The organism is Streptomyces sp. NPDC096176 (assembly GCF_044763255.1).
GTDB lineage: Bacteria > Actinomycetota > Actinomycetes > Streptomycetales > Streptomycetaceae > Streptomyces.
In genome coordinates this window covers 467,736-485,712 of sequence record NZ_JBIWFV010000004.1, presented here as the reverse complement: position 1 = coordinate 485,712, position 17,977 = coordinate 467,736, and the positions used below count along the sequence as shown (strand labels likewise).

The following is a 17,977-nucleotide window of genomic DNA, read 5'->3' as shown; positions in this document are numbered from 1 at the left end:
TCGGAGCGAGCGGCGCGCGTACCGGACGCACACCCCCGAGGTGGTCGCTACGCACGGTGACGCGACGACTACTTCTTGCTCTTGCCACCCTCGTCGCTGGACAGCACCGCGATGAAAGCCTCCTGCGGGACCTCCACAGAGCCGACCATCTTCATCCGCTTCTTGCCTTCCTTCTGCTTCTCCAGCAGCTTCCGCTTACGGGAGATGTCACCGCCGTAGCACTTGGCGAGGACGTCCTTGCGGATGGCGCGGATGGTCTCGCGCGCGATGACCCGGGACCCGATGGCCGCCTGGATGGGCACCTCGAACGCCTGCCGCGGGATGAGCTCCCGGAGCTTGGCGACGAGCCGCACTCCGTAGGCATAGGCGGCGTCCTTGTGGGTGATCGCCGAGAAGGCGTCCACCTTGTCACCGTGGAGGAGGATGTCGACCTTGACGAGGCTGGAGGCCTGCTCCCCGGTGGGCTCGTAGTCAAGGGAGGCATAGCCGCGCGTCTTGGACTTCAGCTGGTCGAAGAAGTCGAAGACGATCTCCGCCAGCGGCAGGGTGTAGCGGATCTCGACCCGGTCCTCCGAGAGGTAGTCCATGCCGAGGAGGGTGCCGCGACGGGTCTGGCAGAGCTCCATGATCGAGCCGATGAACTCGCTGGGCGCGAGGATCGTGGCGCGCACGACAGGCTCGTGCACCTCGTTGATCTTGCCCTCGGGGAACTCGCTCGGGTTGGTGACCGTGTGCTCTGTGCCGTCCTCCATGGTCACGCGGTAGACCACGTTGGGGGCCGTGGCGATCAGGTCGAGGCCGAACTCGCGCTCGAGCCGCTCGCGGATCACATCCAGGTGCAGCAGGCCGAGGAAACCGACACGGAAGCCGAAGCCGAGAGCCGCGGACGTCTCCGGCTCGTAGACCAGCGCGGCGTCGTTGAGCTGGAGCTTGTCCAGGGCGTCGCGCAGCTCCGGGTAGTCGGAACCGTCCAGCGGATAGAGGCCCGAGAAGACCATCGGCTTCGGGTCCTTGTAGCCGCCGAGCGCCTCGGTGGCGCCCTTGTGCAGGCTGGTGATTGTGTCTCCGACCTTGGACTGCCGGACGTCCTTCACACCGGTGATGAGGTAGCCCACCTCGCCGACGCCGAGACCGTCGGCCGGGAGCATCTCGGGCGAGTTGGTGCCGATCTCGAGCAGCTCGTGCGTGGCGCCGGTCGACATCATCCGGATGCGCTCACGCTTGTTGAGCTGGCCGTCGATCACACGTACATACGTCACGACACCGCGGTAGGAGTCGTAGACCGAGTCGAAGATCATCGCGCGGGCGGGGGCGTCGGCGACGCCGACCGGAGCGGGAACCTCGCGGACGACGCGGTCGAGCAGCGCCTCCACACCGAGGCCCGTCTTGGCGGACACCCTGAGCACGTCGTCCGGGTCGCAGCCGACCAGGTTCGCCAGCTCCTCGGCGAACTTCTCCGGCTGGGCGGCCGGAAGGTCGATCTTGTTGAGGACCGGGACGATCGCGAGGTCGTTCTCCATCGCCAGGTACAGGTTGGCGAGCGTCTGGGCCTCGATGCCCTGGGCGGCGTCGACCAGCAGGACCGTGCCCTCACAGGCGGCCAGGGACCGGGACACCTCATACGTGAAGTCCACGTGCCCGGGGGTGTCGATCATGTTGAGGATGTGGGTCTTCCCCTGGTCCTCGCCCTCGGTGGGCGCCCAGGGAAGACGGACCGCCTGGGACTTGATCGTGATGCCACGCTCGCGCTCGATGTCCATCCGGTCGAGGTACTGAGCGCGCATCTGCCGCTGCTCGACCACGCCGGTCAGCTGGAGCATCCGGTCGGCGAGGGTCGACTTGCCGTGGTCGATGTGCGCGATGATGCAGAAGTTGCGGATCAGAGCCGGGTCGGTACGGCTCGGCTCGGGCACGTGGGTAGGAGTCGCGGGCACGCAGGGTCCTGATTCTTTGGCAGACGCCGGGTCGGTGAGCTCGGCTCGGGCTCGGCTCGGGGCGATGTCGGATCGATACGTAGGCTCCATGGTCCCACGGTTGCGGGACTGAGCCCGGTTTGGGCCGCCCGCGGGGCGACTGGTAGCCTGAGCAGCTGTGTCTCATGCCCTCTCCCGGGGGCTTCCGAAGCCCGCAAACTTCGGAGGCCGGGACGCAACCTCAGAGAATCATCGAACCTGAAAAGGCTCTTTCGTGGCGAACATCAAGTCCCAGATCAAGCGGAACAAGACCAACGAGAAGGCGCGCCTGCGCAACAAGGCCGTCAAGTCGTCGCTCAAGACCGCGATCCGCAAGGCCCGTGAGGCTGTCGCCGCGGGTGACGTCGAGAAGGCCAATGTGGCCGTCCGCGACGCCTCCCGTCAGCTCGACAAGGCTGTCTCGAAGGGTGTCATCCACAAGAACGCCGCCGCCAACAAGAAGTCGGCGCTGGCTGCCAAGGTCGGCTCCCTGCAGGGCTGAGCTCACTGATGTGATCGCCGGAACGGATTCAGCGGGCCCTCTCATCCGCTCCTGACCGGCACCTTCCGCGCCGCACGCGGCCTGCGTTCGCCACGCGGGTGCGGCGCACCGAGCTTGAAGCGAAGGCCCCGTGCCGTTGTCCTTCCCCAGGACACCGGCCCGGGGTCTTCGTCGTACCCGGGCGGCGGGCGAGAGGCGAGGCGGTGGGAGAGCGCCCGGGGTGGAGGCGCCCGGGGAGAAGGGGCTTCTAGCGGCGCGACCGCGCCGCACGCGCGATCGTCACGACCGCCTTCTCCAACGCGTACTCCGCGTCGTCGCCGCCGCCTTTGACGCCCGCGTCCGCCTCTGCCACCGCCCGCAGGGCGACGGCAACCCCGTCGGGGGTCCAGCCCCGCATCTGCTGGCGCACGCGGTCGATCTTCCACGGCGGCATGCCCAGCTCACGGGCCAGGTCGGCAGGCCGGCCGCCGCGCGCGGAGGAGAGCTTGCCGATCGCCCGCACGCCCTGGGCCAGCGCGCTGGTGATCAGCACGGGCGCGACGCCCGTCGACAGCGACCAGCGCAGCGCCTCCAGCGCCTCGGCGGCCCGGCCCTCCACCGCCCGGTCGGCGACGTTGAAACTGGAGGCCTCGGCACGGCCTGTGTAGTAACGGCCGACGATCGCCTCGTCGATGGTGCCCTCGACGTCCGCGGTCAGCTGGGACACCGCCGACGCCAACTCCCGCAGATCACTGCCGATGGAGTCGACCAGGGCCTGGCACGCCTCGGGCGTCGCGGACCTGCCCAACGCACGGAACTCGGACCGTACGAAGGTGAGCCGCTCCGCCGGCTTGGTCGTCTTGGGGCAGGCGACCTCGCGCGCCCCGGCTTTGCGGGCCGCGTCCAGCAGTCCCTTGCCCTTGGCGGCACCCGGGTGCACCAGCACCAGAGTGATCTCCTCGGCCGGGGAGTCGAGATATCCCTTGACGTCCTTGATCGTGTCGGCGGACAGGTCCTGCGCGTTTCGCACGATCACGACCTTGCGCTCGGCGAAGAGCGACGGGCTCGTCAGCTCGGCGAGAGTGCCGGGCTGGAGCTGGTCGGCGGTGAGATCCCGTACGTCGGTGTCGGCGTCCGCGGCGCGCGCCGCGGCCACCACCTGCTGAACGGCGCGATCGAGGAGCAGGTCCTCCTGGCCGACCGCGAGGGTGACGGGGGCGAGTGGATCGTCGGTGGAATTCCTGTTGCTGGCCATCGCGCTCCAGCATCCCACGGGCCACCGACAGTCCCCGCTGCTGTCCCCGTTGCCGCCGTCCCCGCCGCTCGAGGCGTCGTCAGTGCGCCTCGCGCCATCCGTCCCAGCCCGCGACGAACTCCTCCAGCGCGGCGCCGTCCAACCTGCCTTGCGGGTCCTCGACGACGACCAGCCATTGCGCGTCCTCGGCGTCGTCCTCACCGGCGAGGGCGTCCCGCACCAGTTGGGGCTCCTCGGCCACGGCGAAGCGGTCACCGATCGTCTCTGCCACCTCCTGCGCGGCGTCGCGGTCGGGCAGCACCAGTACATGTCTCACATCGCTCACGGCCATATTGTGCCGGTCACCGGCACGACCTTGTCATTCGCGCCCGGGTCGGTCGTCGCACCAGGTGTCAGGACTGCGTCCGCCGCACCTCCGGCACTCGGTCCAGCTCCAGGCCGAAGTGCTTCCGGTAGGCGGCGAGCACCTCGTCGTCGCCGCCGAGCGGCCGCTCCTGCCGCTCGCCGCGCACCGTGGTGACGAGCTTGCGGCCGGTAAGGGTGATCCGGCCCTCCTCGGTGAGCAGGGAGCACACAAGCGACTGGGTGAAGTGCGAGGCGGGCGAGGTGCGGTGCCACCATGCACCCGCCTCGAAGTCGACAAGCTCCCGCGGCCTGGTGTCGAGGCGGAACTGCGGCTTGCCGTCCCGCAGGACGTCGAGGTCCCCCTCGGGCGCTTCGACGACCTGGAAGATCCCCGCCGGGTCGGCCTGCTCGCCCCTCTCCCCGAGGAGGAGCGGATGGTGGCTGTGGTCGCCGAATCCGACGTCGGCCAGCCAGGGTCCGGTGCCGTCCTCGGTCTCCACGCGCAGCGCGAGGTGGTCGTACGGGATGCCCAGTCGGCTCCCGTCGCCGAACACCCGGCCCTGGAGCAGCGTCACCCGGTAGCCGAGCCCGCGCAGCAACGCCGCGAAGGTGCCGTTGAGTTCGTAGCAGAAGCCGCCGCGTCGGGCACCGACGATCTTGTCGAGCAGGGGGCGGTCCTCCAGGACCAGGGGCTCACCGAGGTGGATCGACAGATTCTCGAACGGCACCGTCAGCAGATGCCGCAGCTGCAACTCACGAAGCGCCGCGGCGTCCGCCCGCCGGGGTCGTACGCCCTCGATCCGGGCGAGGTAGGCATCGACGGTCTGCGCAGGAGGTTTCATACCGTCAGTCTCCTGCGGCGCCGACCCGCAGGCCAGGCGCGCGTTGGTCCTGGGCCGGATGGCGGAGGACCCTCCTCCCCCGGCCCGAGGAGGCGGCGGTCGTCCCCCTTCACCCGCCCGCTGGGCCGCGCGTCACAGCTCTCAGCTCTGCACCCGCGCCCGTGATCGCGATGGCGCCGTCCCGGTCGGTACGCAGCACCAGCGCCCCTCGCGCCCGCAGCGCACCGACCGTACGGGGCGCCGGGTGCCCGTACAGGTTGTTCCTGCCGCAGGACACCAGGGCCAGTCGGGGGCTGGCCCCCGCCAGCAGCGAGGGGTGCTGGTACGCCGAGCCGTGATGGGCGACCTTGAGCACGTCGACCGGTGGAAGCGCCGGATGGGCACGTATCAGCCCGCGCTGGGACGGGGGTTCGAGATCTCCGAGCAGCAGCAGCGACAGGCCGCCCGCCGCCCGGACGAGCAGCGCGACGCTGGCATCGTTCGGCCCTTCGGGCGCCGCGCCCCGGGACATGTCGGGCCACAGGACCTGCCAGGAGAGCCGCCCGGCGCGACGCCGCTCCCCCGGTATCGCGTGGATCACCGGCACACCGGCCGCCGCAGCCGTGCGCCGTACGAACGCCGCCTGTGGACGGGGTTCTTCGAACGACGTCGTCTGGATCGCCCCCACCACCCTGCCGCGCAGCACTCCGGCGAGGCCGGCGACGTGGTCGGCGTGGAAGTGGGTCACCAGAATTAACGGCACCTCCGTGACACCCAATTCGCTCAGGCACCGGTCGGCGAGGCGGGGATCGGGCCCCGCATCCACGACCACCGCGGTATCGTCACCGGCCGAAAGCACCATGGCATCTCCCTGTCCCACGTCGCACATCACCAGCGCCCAGCCTTGAGGCGGCCAACCGGTGAGGCTCCTGGTCAGTGGGGCGGGGCGTACCACAGCCAGCACGAGCAGCAGCGCGCAGAGCGCGATGGCCCAGGGATGTCGTGTCAGCCGGCGGACCACGAGCAGCAAACCTGCAGTGAGGGCCAGGAGCAGCAGCCCACCGCGCCAGCCGCCCGGCCAGTCGATCTGGGCGCCCGGCAGCGCCGCTCCCGCCCGGGCCACGGAGGCGATCCAGCCGGCAGGCCAGCCGGCGCAGCGCGCCAGCAGCTCGGCGACCGGTATGGCTATGGGGGCCGTGGCCAGCGCCGCGAAGCCGAGGATCGTCGCCGGAGCCACAGCCAGTTCGGCCACGAGGTTGCAGGGAATCGCGACCAGGCTGACCCTGGCGGCGAACACGGCCACCACCGGAGCGCACACGGCCTGCGCCGCGGCGGTCGCCGCCAGCGCCTCGGCGAGCCGGGGCGGCACCCTTCGCCGCTGGAGCGCCTCGCTCCAACGGGGGCCGATCGTGAGCAGCGCCCCGGTGGCGAGGATGGAGAGCAGAAAGCCGTAACTCCGCGCCAGCCACGGGTCGTAGAGAAGGAGCAGCAGGACAGCGGCGGCCAGCGCCGGGACGAGCGACCTCCGGCGGCCGGTGCCGATGGCGAGCAGAGTGATGAGCCCGCACGCCGCCGCCCGCAGAACACTCGGTTCGGGCCGGCACACCACCACGAAGGCGAGCGTGAGCACGCCACCGAGCAGCGCGGCCCCGCGCAGGGTGATGCCCAGACGAGGTGCCAGGCCCCGGCGTTCGGCCAGCAGCGCCCGACCGGGCGGCCCGATCAACAGGACCAGCACAATGGTGAGATTGCTTCCGGAGACAGCGAGCAAATGGGTCAGGTCCGTCGCCTCGAAAGCTTCCTGCAGGTCGGCCGGAATGCGTGAGGTGTCCCCGACGACCAGCCCCGGGAGCAGAGCGCGGGCATCCGGCGCCAGGCCGTTCGTGGCCTCGCGCAGTCCTGCCCGCAGTGCACCGGCCCTGCGCTGCAGAGGGCTCGGGGAGGCGGCGATGGACGGCGGGCCGCCGTCGGCCCGCAGCACGGCCGCGAACGGGTCGTCGGGGCGAAGTGGTGGCGTGAGCCGTCCGCCGACCTTCAGCCGCGTGGAGGGAAGAAGCCGGCGCCAGTTCGCGTCCGCCTCGCTGGTGGGCACGATCACGAGCACGGGGGTACGGGTCGCGGTGACGGCTCCGCCGGGGGCGATGACCCGCGTCGCCTCGGCGTTCAGTACGAGCGCCGGCGGAGCCACCCGGTCACCGACCACCCTGGAGCGGGTGGGCCTCGGGTCGGACGTGACCGTCAACTCGACTGTGACACGCGCGAATCGGTCGGCCAGGACGGGGAGCGGTCCACGACTGAGATCCGCCCCGTGCAGTCCGGCGGAGGCCGCGCCCGCGGCGGCGCACAGCAGCACGGCGGCGAGGGCGGTGGCGTTGAGCCGCCACCACGTGCCACTGACGGCGACTCGCGCCGCACTGCCCACCTCTGCCGTCGTTCCGCCCTGGGTCGTGGCGATGAGCCCATGCATCCGACTCCGCCGCGCCGCCGCCCAGAGCGGCAGCAGTCCAGTCGCCACCAGGCAGGCGACCACACCCGCGGCAGTCCACCCGCCCGGCGCCCCGAGAGCGAGAGCGGACGCCGCCCAGGCCGCCAGCGCGGGCAGCACCAGTCGGAGGTCGGTCGGTCCCTCCTGGCGTGGGTCGGCAGCGCCGAGCCTGCTCTCCGATGCGGCGTGAACCGTCACGCGGGTCATGGCCGAACCAGATTCCGCAGGTCCTCGAACCGGCGGTCGCCGATCCCGTTGACGTCACGGAGTTCGTCGACCGACCGGAAGCCCCCGTTCTGCGTGCGGTGGCCGATGATGTGCTGGGCCAGCACCGGTCCCACTCCGGGCAGCGTCTCGAGCTGCTCAGCAGTGGCGGAGTTGAGGCTGATCGGCCCCACCGGGACTCCCGACCCCGCCCCCGGCCCCGCCCCTGCGCCGATGCCGCTCGGCACGGGCGCCGCGGGACCGCCCACCACGACCTGCTCGCCGTCCGTCAGGACCCGCGCCCGGTTGAGGCCCGTCATGTCCGTGCCGGGCCTGACGCCTCCCGCCGCCTCGATCGCGTCGGCGACCCTCGACCCCGCGGGCAGTTTGAGCACTGCCGGATGCCGCACCTTGCCGCTCACGTCGACGACGATGCGGGCCGCCTGCCGGGCGTCGGCAGGCGGCGAACCCGGCGACGGCGCCGGCGCCGGCTCTGCATCCGAGGTCTCGGAGCCGGAGGCGGCGACGGGCCCGGACCCGGCCTGGGCCGACCCCTGTTGGATTAGCGCAGGAGCGCTCACGGACTGCGGGCGGCCCGCCCAGAAGTGCTGTGCCGCGAAGCCCGCCCCCACCACGAGGATCACGGCCAGAGCGGCCAGCGCTTTGGGCTCGAGACCACATCGCAGCTGCACCCACACCGGTAGCCGGTCCCGGAGCGCGAACCAGAAGCGCGGCCGTCCTCTACCCCCGAACCCCCCCGGCCCGGCACCCGACCGCCCGGCAGCCAGCCCACGGGTGCCCGGCCCGGCATCCGCCCTGTCCCGTTCAGCGGCCGGCACCACTGCCGGAGCGGGCGGCCTGGCAGGCGGCTCCGTCAGCGTGTCCGATACGTCGCCTCGCGCCCGGCCCGGCGGGCCGCCACGACTGGGCCCGGTACCCGCGCCGCTCCGCCGCACGCCTGCCGTCGAGCGGGCTGGGCGGACCGAACGTGCCGAGCGCAGAGGTGGGTCGCCGGGCGCGTATGTCGAACCCGCGGCCCGCCCACCCTCAGTCCGTCCACTCGCGGCGCGCGGAACCGCTGCCTCGAACAGGGCGTCCGCCCGCCGACGCAACGCCATGGCCTGCGCCGTCGGCGACGCGCGACCGCCACGCAGCCGGGCGGGTCGGACACCACCACTGTCCCCGGCGCGGGCGCTACCGCCGCCGTACGCCCCCTGGCCGAGGTTCCCATGACCGAGGGCATGGGCGGGGCCGCGGCCGTGGCGTGCGCGGCTGTCGGAGGCCGGGGCGCGGCCCGGGCCACTGGTTGCGGAACGTGATCGAAGAGCCATGTCACAGGACGGTAGGCACAACAGCCCGAACCCGCTGAGCACGCCCAATTCCGGTGGATAACCGACTCGTTGTGCATAACTCCATCACCCGTGCAGGTGACGCCGGACGCGCAGGCCACAAGGCACGCGCAGGTGACGGCCAACGCCTCAACGCGCCGAGATCACGACACCCAGCAGCCCCGGCCCCGTGTGCGCCCCGATCACCGCGCCCACCTCACTGACGTGCAGATCCACCAGCCCCGGCACTCGCTCCCGCAGCCGGTCGGCCAATGCCGCGGCCCGCTCCGGCGCCGACAGGTGGTGCACCGCGATGTCCACCGGCGCGGTGCCGGCCCGTCCGGCGACGATCTCCTCGAGACGGGCGATGGCCCTCGACGCCGTACGCACGCGCTCCAGCATGTCGATGCGACCGCCGTCCAGCTGAAGCAGCGGTTTGACGGCGAGCGCGGACCCGAGCAGCGCCTGTGTGGTGCCGATCCGGCCGCCGCGGCGCAGATAGTCGAGGGTGTCGACGTAGAAGTACGCGGAAGTGCCTTCCGCTCGTTTCTCCGCCGCCACCACCGCCTCGTCGAGGGAACCGCCCGCCTCCGCCACCTCGGCGGCCGCGAGCGCGCAGAATCCGAGCGCCATGGCGATCATTTCGGTGTCGACGACACGAACCGGCACGGGTGCGTCCTTGGCGGCCAGCAGTGCTGCGTCGTACGTCCCCGACAGCTCCGCCGACAGGTGCAGTGAGACGATCCCGGTCGCGCCGGCTTCCGCGGCGGCGCGGTAGGCCTGCGCGAACATTTCGGGGCTGGGCCGGGACGTCGTCACCGAGCGTCGCTTCTGCAGGGCGGCAGCGAGCGAGCGGGCAGAGATCTCGGTGCCCTCCTCCAGCGCCTGGTCGCCGAGTACGACGGTCAACGGCACCGCGGTGATGCTGTGCCGCTCCATCATCAGTGGCGGCAGGTAGGCCGTTGAATCGGTGACGATCGCGACATGGCGGGACATGAGCGGGAGGTTACCCGCAGCCGCCCCTGGTCGGCAGCCCGACCCTGTCCGGACGTCGGCAGCCCGCCCCTGTCCGACTGCCATACGGACACCATTCGAACACCATCCGACCGCCACCCGGGGGCCCTCGTGCGCGCCCGCTCCAGGCCGGCGGTCACGGGCGACAGCGCACCGCGGGCCATGTGCCCCACCGCAACAGCACGTGCGGGGCCGCAGGCGTCAGTTGGAGGTTTCCGGCCGGGCGGTCTTCTGCCAGGGGTAGGCGGTTTGCTGCCGCGGATCCCGCGCGGTGATCGCCTGCGGCCGACCGGGCGTTTCGGCCTCCGTCTCGGGCCATGTCTGGGCGCCCGCATCCTCCGGCTCCTGCGCCTGGCGCTCCGGTTTCGGCGCTGCCGGCCACGACTTCGGCTCCGTCACACCTCCAGCCTCGTCCGGCGCCGACCAGTGCCGCAGCGCTCCCGCCTCCATGTCGATCTGGGCGCTCAGCGCGTCCAAGTCGTCCTCCGCGAACTTCTGCGCCCGGTCGCGCGCCGCCCAGCGCAGCGATTCCGCGGAGTGCGTGATGCGCTCCGTGCGCTCGCGCAGGCCGGGCATCAGCGCGGCGACCGACGACCGGTCGGGCTCGCGCTCCAGCCGCCTGAGCTCGTCGTCCAGCTCGTGTCCATGGGTGCTGAGCCGCCGGAACAGGGCGAGCGACTCGGACAGTGAGGCGTCCTCCGCCGCGCCGGCGTTCAACGCTTCCTGGGTGGCTCTCATGGACGTACGCAGCTTCAGCCGCAGCTGCGCCAGCTCACCGCTCACGCCCATCTGCCCGTAGCTCTTCGCCCGCAGTGCGGTGTCCTCGACGGTGCGACGCGCCTGGTTGACGGTGCGCTCGACGCCGCGCTTGGTGGCGCGCAGGGCCTTCACGCCCACATACACCCCCAACGCCACGAAAGCGAAGAAGAGCAGCGCCAGGATCGTGATCGCGGCTTCCATGTGCGCCCTCCGGCGTCGGTTGTGTTCCTTCCACGGTAAACGGAACGGGCAGGCCGTAGGTTCCATCGGAACCCCCAACCTGCCCGTAGGGGAAATCCCCGCCGCCACCCCGCCCGTCTTGTCCGGGCGAAACCCGTGCCCGTTACGCAGGCACGATGTTGACCAGCTTCGGCGCCCGTACGATCACCTTGCGGATGCCGGCACCGCCCAGAGCGGCGACGACCGCCGCGTCACCCAGCGCCAGGGCCTCCAGCTCCTCGTCCGTGATGGACGGGGAGACCTCCAGGCGCGCCTTGACCTTGCCCTTGATCTGCACGACGCAGGTCACGGTCTCGTCCACGACGTACGCCGGGTCCGCGATCGGGAAGTCCTGGTTCACGACCGACTCGGAGTGGCCCAGCCTGCGCCACAGCTCCTCCGCGATGTGCGGGGCCAGCGGTGCGATCAGCAGAACCAGGCGCTCCGCCACCGAGCGGGACACCGGGCCGCCCGACTTCGTCAGGTGGTTGTTCAGCTCGGTGATCTTGGCGATGGCAGTGTTGAAGCGCATCGCCGCCATGTCCTGCGACACGCCGTCGATCGCCTTGTGCAGTGCACGCAGCGTCGCCTCGTCCGCCTCGGTGTCGACGACCGTGACCTCGCCACTCGCCTCGTCGACGACGTTGCGCCACAGGCGCTGCAGCAGTCGGTACTGCCCGACGACGGCGCGGGTGTCCCACGGCCGGGAGACGTCCAGGGGGCCCATCGCCATCTCGTACAGGCGCAGGGTGTCCGCACCGTACTCGGCACAGATCTCGTCCGGGGTGACGGCGTTCTTCAGGGACTTGCCCATCTTGCCCAGCTCGCGCTTGACCGGCTCACCCTCGAAGTAGAACGTGCCGTCCCGCTCCTCCACCTCGGTGGCCGCCACCGGGAAGCCCCGCTCGTCCCGGTAGACGTACGCCTGGATCATGCCCTGGTTGTACAGCTTGTGGAACGGCTCGACCGACGAGACGTGCCCCAGGTCGAACAGGACCTTCGACCAGAAGCGCGCGTACAGCAGGTGCAGCACGGCGTGCTCTGCTCCGCCGACGTACAGGTCGACTCCGTCGTGCGGCTGCCCCTCGCGCGGTCCCATCCAGTACTGCTCGATGGCCGGGTCGACCAGCCGCTCGCTGTTGTGCGGGTCCAGGTAACGCAGTTCGTACCAGCACGAACCGGCCCAGTTGGGCATGGTGTTGGTCTCGCGCCGGTAGCGCTTGGGGCCGTCGCCCAGGTCCAGCTCGACGTTGACCCAGTCGTCGTTGCGCGACAGCGGCGTCTCGGGCTGGGTGTCGGCGTCGTCCGGGTCGAAGGTGCGCGGCGAGTAGTCGTCGACCTCCGGCAGTTCCAGGGGCAGCATCGACTCGGGCAGCGCGTGGGCCACGCCGTCCTCGTCGTAGACGATCGGGAAGGGCTCGCCCCAGTAGCGCTGTCGGCTGAACAGCCAGTCACGCAGCCGGAAGTTGACCGTTCCCTCGCCGATGCCCTTGTCCGTCAGCCAAGCCGTGATCTTCGCCTTGGCCTCTGCGACGCCCAGGCCGTTCAGCGAGATCTCGGCGTTGGCGGAGTTGATCGCCGGGCCCTGCCCGGTGAACGCCTCGCCCTCCCAGCCCTCGGGCGGCTGCACCGTGCGGATGATGGGCAGTTCGAAGGCCTCCGCGAACTCCCAGTCCCGCTCGTCCTGGCCGGGCACGGCCATGATGGCGCCGGTTCCGTAACCCATCAGCACGTAGTCGGCGACGAAGACGGGGATCCGCTCGCCGGTGACCGGGTTCAGGGCGTAAGAGCCGCTGAACACACCGGTCTTGTCCTTGTGCTCGGTCTGCCGCTCGACGTCGCTCTTCGTCTGTGCCTGCTTGCGATAGGCGGCGACGGCCTCGGCGGGGGTGGCGGCTCCGCCGGTCCACGCCTCCTTGACACCCTGCGGCCACTCGGCGGGGACGATGGAGTCGATCAGCCCGTGCTCGGGCGCCAGGACCATGTACGTGGCGCCGAACAGCGTGTCGGGACGGGTGGTGAAGACGGTGATCCGCGCGTCGTCGTGGCCGTCGACCGCAAAGTCGACGCGGGCTCCCTCGGAGCGGCCGATCCAGTTGCGCTGCTGCAGCTTGATGGCCTCCGGCCAGTCCAGCGCGTCCAGGTCGTCCAGCAGCCGGTCGGCGTAGGCGGTGATGCGCATGTTCCACTGGCGCAGCTTGGCCTTGAAGACCGGGAAGTTGCCGCGCTCGGAACGGCCGTCGGCCGTCACCTCCTCGTTCGCCAGCACGGTGCCCAGCCCGGGGCACCAGTTGACGGGCGCGTCCGAGGCGTACGCCAGGCGGTAACCGCCCAGGACGTCGGCGCGCTCCAGGGAGCTCAGCTCGGTCCACGCCCGGCCGCCGGGCACCTCGCGCGCACCGCTCTCGAACTGCGCGACCAGCTCATCGATCGGACGGGCCTTGTCCGCCTGCTCGTCGTACCAGGAGTTGAAGATCTGCAGGAAGATCCACTGGGTCCACTTGTAGTAGTCCGGGTCGATCGTGGCGAACGACCGGCGCTTGTCGTGACCCAGGCCCAGCCGGCGCAGCTGCACCTTCATGTTCTCGATGTTCGCCTCGGTCGACACGCGGGGATGCGTGCCGGTCTGCACCGCGTACTGCTCCGCGGGCAGACCGAAGGCGTCGAAGCCCAGGGTGTGCAGGACGTTGTGCCCGGTCATCCGCTGGTGACGGGCGAAGACGTCGGTGGCGATGTACCCGAGGGGGTGGCCGACGTGCAGTCCCGCACCGGACGGGTACGGGAACATGTCCATGACGAACTTCTTGGGCTTGGCCACCTGCGCCGGGTCACCCGCCAGGTCCCCGGTCGGGTTGGGCGCCTCGTAGATGCCCTGGGCGTCCCAGAAGTCCTGCCAGCGTGCCTCGATGTCGGCCGCCATGGCAGCCGTATAACGATGTGGGGCTGCTGTCTCAGCAGCCGAGTTCATCTCGCTCATGATCCTTCGAAGCTCCATCGATCGTCTCTGCCGACTGCCAGCCGATTCACGTACAGGGAAATGAAAAATCCCCTCGCACAGGAGGGGACGCCGCGCCGATTCCGACCGGATTTCTCATCCGCCGGGACTGATCAGCGCGGCTCGCTAAGCAGAAGGCGTACGGCACGCATGGCGTCAGGGTACCGCAGCGGAGGAACCGGCCGCATTGCTGTCCACCGGACGGCCTCCCATCGGGCGGGAGCGCCTTTCGGTCAGGCTCCGAAGATCGGGCTGTCCGCGTTACTCCGCGTATCGCACCTATCCAGGGCAACCCCAGAGTCAGTTGCGCTCACTTCCCCGCTATAAACCTCGAAACCTCGTCCCGTTGGTATGGGTCGACCTAGAGTGCGTCAACGGGACAGCTTTCCCGCACCATTCGGAGTCGCCCCATGAACCCTCGTCTCAAGATGCGCTTGTCGCCCGGTCCGGGCCCCGGACTCAGCCGCCAGGTGCAAGGCGGCCTCACCGCGGCCGCGTTGGTGCTCATACCCCTGCTCGCCGTGGGAGGAAGCGACAGTTTTCGCGCCGCGCTCGACTTCACCACCGGAGTCCTCTCCCTGGTCTCCTTGACCGCCTCCGTCGCCTGGGGCCTCATCGCCACCGACCGTCTACTGCTCTCGCCCCGCCACCGCCTGCTCGCCCAGGGCATCCACCGGGCGACGGCGATCGCCTCGCTCGGCTTCCTGCTGCTGCACGCCACGGTGAAGGTGTCGCTGGGGCACGTGTCGGTGATCGGCGCCCTGATCCCGTTCGGGCTCGGGGTCACCGGGACCTCGGCCCTCATCGGCTTCGGTTCGTTGGCCGGGTTCCTGATGGTGGTGGCCGGCACGACGGGCGCACTCCGCAGCGCCCTCGCCGGCAACGTACGCGTCGCGGGCCGCTGGCGGGCGCTGCACATGCTGGCGTACCCGGCCTGGTGCTTCGCCCTGGTCCACGGCCTCTACACCGGCCGGCCGGCCGCGACCTGGGTGGTGACCATGTACTGCCTGGCCCTGGCGGGCGTGGCCGCCGCTGTCTCGGTCCGACTGCTGCCGCGCCCCCTGCAGCGGCAGATCGCCGCGAAGATCCTCATCCTGACCGGCGGCGCCGGTTCCGACGGGCCCGCCGCCGATGAGCAGGCACAGCGCGACCTGGCCACCGCGCCGCTGCCTGGCGTGAGCGGAATGAACGGGATGGGCCGCCCGACCGTACCCGCAGGCATGGACCGCATGGAACGCATGGATCGCGTGGGCGGCGGGATGAACGGCGTGCCGGCGCAGCGCCCGTACGAGCAGGACTTCCAGCCGCCCCTCGGCCAGGCGCGCGCGCAGCCTCCTCGGATCGCCGCCCCCTCGCCGCAGCTGTACGAGGCCCCGCGGCCGCAGAACGACGAGCCCGCCGTCACCCCCGACGGCGGCGGCACCACGGGCCGCGGCACCCGTATGTCCGCCGCCTACCGCGCGGTCTCGCTCGCCGGCGAGCCGTCGGCCCCGCTCGCCGAGCGTGTGCCGATGACCGAGGAGATACCCGTGGTGTCGGAGACGGGCCCCGGTACGGGCAGCTGGCCGACCCCCTCGCCGCCGCCCCCGGCGCAGTCGGTCCGGCCCGACCCGGCAGCACCACCCGTCTACGACACCCCTGCCCCACCACTCTTCGACCCGGCACCGTCGTACGACGCACCCTCCCCGTACGACACCGGTGCCCTCCCCACGTACGACACGGGTGCCGTCCCCACGTACGACACGGGCGGCCTGCCCCCGTACGACACCGGCAACGTTCCGAGGTACGACACGGGCGGCGTGCCGGTGTACGACACCGGTGGCCTCCCCGCCTACGGCGCTTCAGCGCCCTACACGTCCACCGCCCCTTACGACACGCCTCTCACCGAAGCCGCCGCCCCTTACCCCGACCGCTCCTCGTACGACACCGGCAACATCCCCGCGTACGACGAGACAGCGCCACTGCCCGGCCCCCTCTTCCAGCCCCCGGCCGGAGAGCCCTGGCACGCACCAGCAGGAGAACGACCGTGAACGCCCCGCTCCCCGACGTCCCCGAGGTCCGCGTCGTCGGCCTTCCCCAGCTGACACAGGGTTTCGATCTCGTCGACCGTCTCGACCTGCCCATGCACCTCAAGGTGCATGGGCCGCTCGAGCCAGTGAGCGGCGAGCGACTCGCCCAACTCGCCGAGGAAATATCCCTCACCGGCCGCGGCGGAGCGGGCTTCCCGTTCGGCAAGAAGTTGCGCGCCGTCGCCAAGTCCGCGATCCGGCGCGGCGTGCGGCCGGTCGTCGTGGTCAACGGCAGTGAGGGCGAGCCGGCCTGCCGCAAGGACACGGTGCTGCTGAACCGCGCTCCCCATCTGATCCTCGACGGTGCGCTGCTCGCCGCGGAGGCGCTCGGCGCCCGGACCCTCGTCGTCGCGGTGACCCGGAACTCGACGGAGATCTCCATGCGTGCGGCGCTCGCCGAGCGCGGCCTGTCCGACCGGCGTGGCCAGGCCCTGCGGGCCAGAGTCGTCCGCACCCCCGAACGCATGGTGTCGGGCGAGGCGTCGTCCGTCATCCGGGCCGTCAACGGCGGACCCGCCCTGCCGCCCGGCCGCCGGGTCCGTGCCGCGGAGACGGGCGTGGGCGGCGCTCCGACCCTCCTGTCCAACGCGGAGACGTTCGCGCAGCTCGCCGTCGCCGCCCGCATCGGTTCCCGCCGCTACTGCAACACCGGCCTGGACTCCGAGCCGGGCACCGTCATGCTGACAATCTCCGGGGCGGTCGCACGCCCGATGGTCGTCGAGGTGCCGACGGGCGTGCCGCTGCGGTACGTGCTCCAGCTGGCCGGCGCACCGCCGCAGCCGCAAGGTGTGTTGACGGGCGGTTACCACGGCAACTGGATCGACTCCGCCGCCGTCCACGAGGCGGTCGTCTCCAAGGAGTCACTGGCTTCGGTGGGCGGCGCGCTGGGCGCGGGCGCGATCCTGCCGATCGGTCCCGAGACGTGTCCGCTGGGCGAGGCACTGCGGGTCGCCAACTGGCTGGCCGCGGAGACCGCGGGCCAGTGCGGCCCGTGCAAGCTCGGGCTGCCCGCGGCGGCGGGCGGGCTGGCCGATGTGATGAACGGCGGCGGGCCGGCCGCTCTGGAGGCGCTGCGCGAGGTGACCCAGGCGGTCAAGGGCCGCGGCGCGTGCAAGCACCCGGACGGTTCCGCGCGCTTCTTCGCCTCGACCCTGTCCGCCTTCACGGACGACCTCGCGGCCCATGTGCTGCACGGCGGTTGCGGGCGCGACACGACGGGTGTGCTGCCGCTTCCGCTGCCCGGCTACGAGGAGGCCGAGGAGTCGATCCCGAGCGGCGAGAAGATCTTCGTGGACTGGACGCTCTGCCAGGGCCACGGCCTCTGCGCGGACATCATCCCCGAGCTGATCCGGCTCAACCCGGACGGCTACCCGTCGGTGGCCGACGCGATGGTCCCCATGCACATGCGGGGGCGGGCGCAGCGAGCCGTGCGCCGCTGTCCCGCGCTCGCGATGCGCATCGAGCAGGTGGCTTCCTCGGCCCCGACTCCGCCGCCCGCGCGCGCCGCGCTGCCCAGCAGCAACCGCAAGGCCCTCGGCAGCGGCCGCAGTTGACGTAGACGCGCACAAAGCAGTGAGGCGGGCCAACCGGATCGGTTGGCCCGCCTCACTGCTTCTTCTGTGGAGCTAAGGAGAATTGAACTCCTGACCTCCTGCATGCCATGCAGGCGCTCTACCAACTGAGCTATAGCCCCTTGCTGTGCCCCGCGCTTCCGGGTTTCCCCCGCGGCGACGTAGAGAACATTAACGCTCTCGTCGGCGCATCTCCAAATCGTTTACGCGGCCGCCCGATACACACCGGAATGCCCTCTTCGCGCACGGCTGCACGAATGGGGTGAACAGGATGATCCGGGCGGCGGGTTCAGGCCGTTGCGAACGAGTAGAAGCGCTTCAGGGTGCAGTGCTCGTCCAGGAGCCTGCCGTAGATCGGCTCCCCTTCGAGCTCGCGGTAGGTCTCGATGGGGTCGCCTTTTATGATCAGCGCCCGCGCGCACTCCTCGCACCAGTACTGGTACTCGGGGTTGGCCGGATCCATGTCCCTGACGATGGGC

13 protein-coding genes and 1 tRNA gene are annotated in these 17,977 nt (G+C 71.0%); 3 read left to right on the top strand and 11 right to left on the bottom strand.

Annotation, left to right across the window (positions count from 1 at the left end):
* Nucleotides 1–68: 68 nt before the first annotated feature.
* Complete coding sequence (gene lepA / locus ACIQ7Q_RS13915) at nucleotides 69–1,934, bottom strand: translation elongation factor 4 (RefSeq protein ID WP_403860080.1); 1,866 nt, start codon at nucleotides 1,932–1,934, stop codon at nucleotides 69–71.
* A 253-nt stretch (nucleotides 1,935–2,187) separates the two neighbouring features.
* On the opposite strand from lepA, the gene rpsT reads away from it, so the two are divergent.
* Nucleotides 2,188–2,454, top strand: a complete 267-nt coding sequence (gene rpsT, locus ACIQ7Q_RS13910) for a 30S ribosomal protein S20 (RefSeq protein WP_356629763.1) — start codon at nucleotides 2,188–2,190, stop codon at nucleotides 2,452–2,454.
* A 247-nt stretch (nucleotides 2,455–2,701) separates the two neighbouring features.
* Here rpsT and holA read toward each other — a convergent pair whose 3' ends face one another.
* The 8 genes from holA to leuS form a co-directional block, all read right to left on the bottom strand.
* The gene (holA, locus tag ACIQ7Q_RS13905; protein ID WP_403860076.1) at nucleotides 2,702–3,688 is read right to left on the bottom strand and encodes a DNA polymerase III subunit delta; all 987 of its coding nucleotides are present in this window, start codon (nucleotides 3,686–3,688) and stop codon (nucleotides 2,702–2,704) included.
* A gap of 79 nt (nucleotides 3,689–3,767) precedes the next feature.
* Entirely contained in the window at nucleotides 3,768–4,013 is a 246-nt protein-coding gene (locus ACIQ7Q_RS13900; protein ID WP_403860073.1) for a hypothetical protein, read from the bottom strand.
* 67 nt (nucleotides 4,014–4,080) lie between these two features.
* Nucleotides 4,081–4,875, bottom strand: coding sequence for an arylamine N-acetyltransferase (locus tag ACIQ7Q_RS13895; RefSeq protein WP_403860070.1), 795 nt, complete (start codon nucleotides 4,873–4,875; stop codon nucleotides 4,081–4,083).
* Nucleotides 4,876–4,984: 109 nt separating this feature from the next.
* A complete protein-coding gene (locus tag ACIQ7Q_RS13890; RefSeq protein WP_403860067.1) occupies nucleotides 4,985–7,546 on the bottom strand; it encodes a ComEC/Rec2 family competence protein in 2,562 nt (853 codons plus the stop codon).
* Nucleotides 7,543–8,241, bottom strand: coding sequence for a helix-hairpin-helix domain-containing protein (locus tag ACIQ7Q_RS13885; protein WP_403860064.1), 699 nt, complete (start codon nucleotides 8,239–8,241; stop codon nucleotides 7,543–7,545). Before ACIQ7Q_RS13885 ends, ACIQ7Q_RS13890 begins: the two co-directional genes overlap by 4 nt.
* 780 nt (nucleotides 8,242–9,021) lie before the next feature.
* Nucleotides 9,022–9,867 (bottom strand): DegV family protein, encoded by an 846-nt coding sequence (locus ACIQ7Q_RS13880; protein WP_403860061.1) that lies wholly within the window; start codon nucleotides 9,865–9,867, stop codon nucleotides 9,022–9,024.
* Between the two features lie 219 nt (nucleotides 9,868–10,086).
* Nucleotides 10,087–10,845 carry a hypothetical protein gene (locus tag ACIQ7Q_RS13875; RefSeq protein WP_403860058.1) on the bottom strand — a complete coding sequence of 253 codons (759 nt, stop codon included), beginning with the start codon at nucleotides 10,843–10,845 and terminating at the stop codon, nucleotides 10,087–10,089.
* Between the two features lie 142 nt (nucleotides 10,846–10,987).
* Nucleotides 10,988–13,840: a leucine--tRNA ligase gene (gene leuS, locus ACIQ7Q_RS13870; protein ID WP_403860055.1), complete on the bottom strand. Its 2,853-nt coding sequence runs from the start codon at nucleotides 13,838–13,840 to the stop codon at nucleotides 10,988–10,990.
* Nucleotides 13,841–14,268: 428 nt separating this feature from the next.
* Here leuS and ACIQ7Q_RS13865 point away from each other — a divergent pair, with 428 nt between their 5' ends.
* Both ACIQ7Q_RS13865 and ACIQ7Q_RS13860 read left to right on the top strand, forming a co-directional pair.
* Complete coding sequence (locus ACIQ7Q_RS13865) at nucleotides 14,269–15,888, top strand: hypothetical protein (protein WP_403860052.1); 1,620 nt, start codon at nucleotides 14,269–14,271, stop codon at nucleotides 15,886–15,888.
* The gene (locus ACIQ7Q_RS13860) at nucleotides 15,885–17,480 is read left to right on the top strand and encodes a ferredoxin (protein WP_403860049.1); all 1,596 of its coding nucleotides are present in this window, start codon (nucleotides 15,885–15,887) and stop codon (nucleotides 17,478–17,480) included. Before ACIQ7Q_RS13865 ends, ACIQ7Q_RS13860 begins: the two co-directional genes overlap by 4 nt.
* Nucleotides 17,481–17,547: 67 nt before the next feature.
* On the opposite strand, the gene ACIQ7Q_RS13855 is transcribed toward ACIQ7Q_RS13860, so the two are convergent.
* Both ACIQ7Q_RS13855 and ACIQ7Q_RS13850 read right to left on the bottom strand, forming a co-directional pair.
* Nucleotides 17,548–17,620 (bottom strand) — tRNA-Ala (locus ACIQ7Q_RS13855).
* A gap of 167 nt (nucleotides 17,621–17,787) precedes the next feature.
* On the bottom strand, nucleotides 17,788–17,961 hold the full coding sequence (locus ACIQ7Q_RS13850; protein WP_403860047.1) for a hypothetical protein: 174 nt from the start codon (nucleotides 17,959–17,961) through the stop codon (nucleotides 17,788–17,790).
* Between the last annotated feature and the right edge of the window lie 16 nt (nucleotides 17,962–17,977).

Excerpts from the sequence above, each read along its gene's own strand:
- ACIQ7Q_RS13865 (WP_403860052.1), top strand. The coding sequence starts at position 14,269 with ATGAACCCTCGTCTCAAGATGCGCTTGTCGCCCGGTCCGGGCCCCGGA.
- ACIQ7Q_RS13850 (WP_403860047.1), bottom strand. The coding sequence starts at position 17,961 with ATGGATCCGGCCAACCCCGAGTACCAGTACTGGTGCGAGGAGTGCGCG.
- leuS (WP_403860055.1), bottom strand. The coding sequence starts at position 13,840 with ATGAGCGAGATGAACTCGGCTGCTGAGACAGCAGCCCCACATCGTTAT.
- ACIQ7Q_RS13880 (WP_403860061.1), bottom strand. The coding sequence starts at position 9,867 with ATGTCCCGCCATGTCGCGATCGTCACCGATTCAACGGCCTACCTGCCG.
- holA (WP_403860076.1), bottom strand. The coding sequence starts at position 3,688 with ATGGCCAGCAACAGGAATTCCACCGACGATCCACTCGCCCCCGTCACC.
- ACIQ7Q_RS13890 (WP_403860067.1), bottom strand. The coding sequence starts at position 7,546 with ATGACCCGCGTGACGGTTCACGCCGCATCGGAGAGCAGGCTCGGCGCT.
- ACIQ7Q_RS13895 (WP_403860070.1), bottom strand. The coding sequence starts at position 4,875 with ATGAAACCTCCTGCGCAGACCGTCGATGCCTACCTCGCCCGGATCGAG.
- ACIQ7Q_RS13875 (WP_403860058.1), bottom strand. The coding sequence starts at position 10,845 with ATGGAAGCCGCGATCACGATCCTGGCGCTGCTCTTCTTCGCTTTCGTG.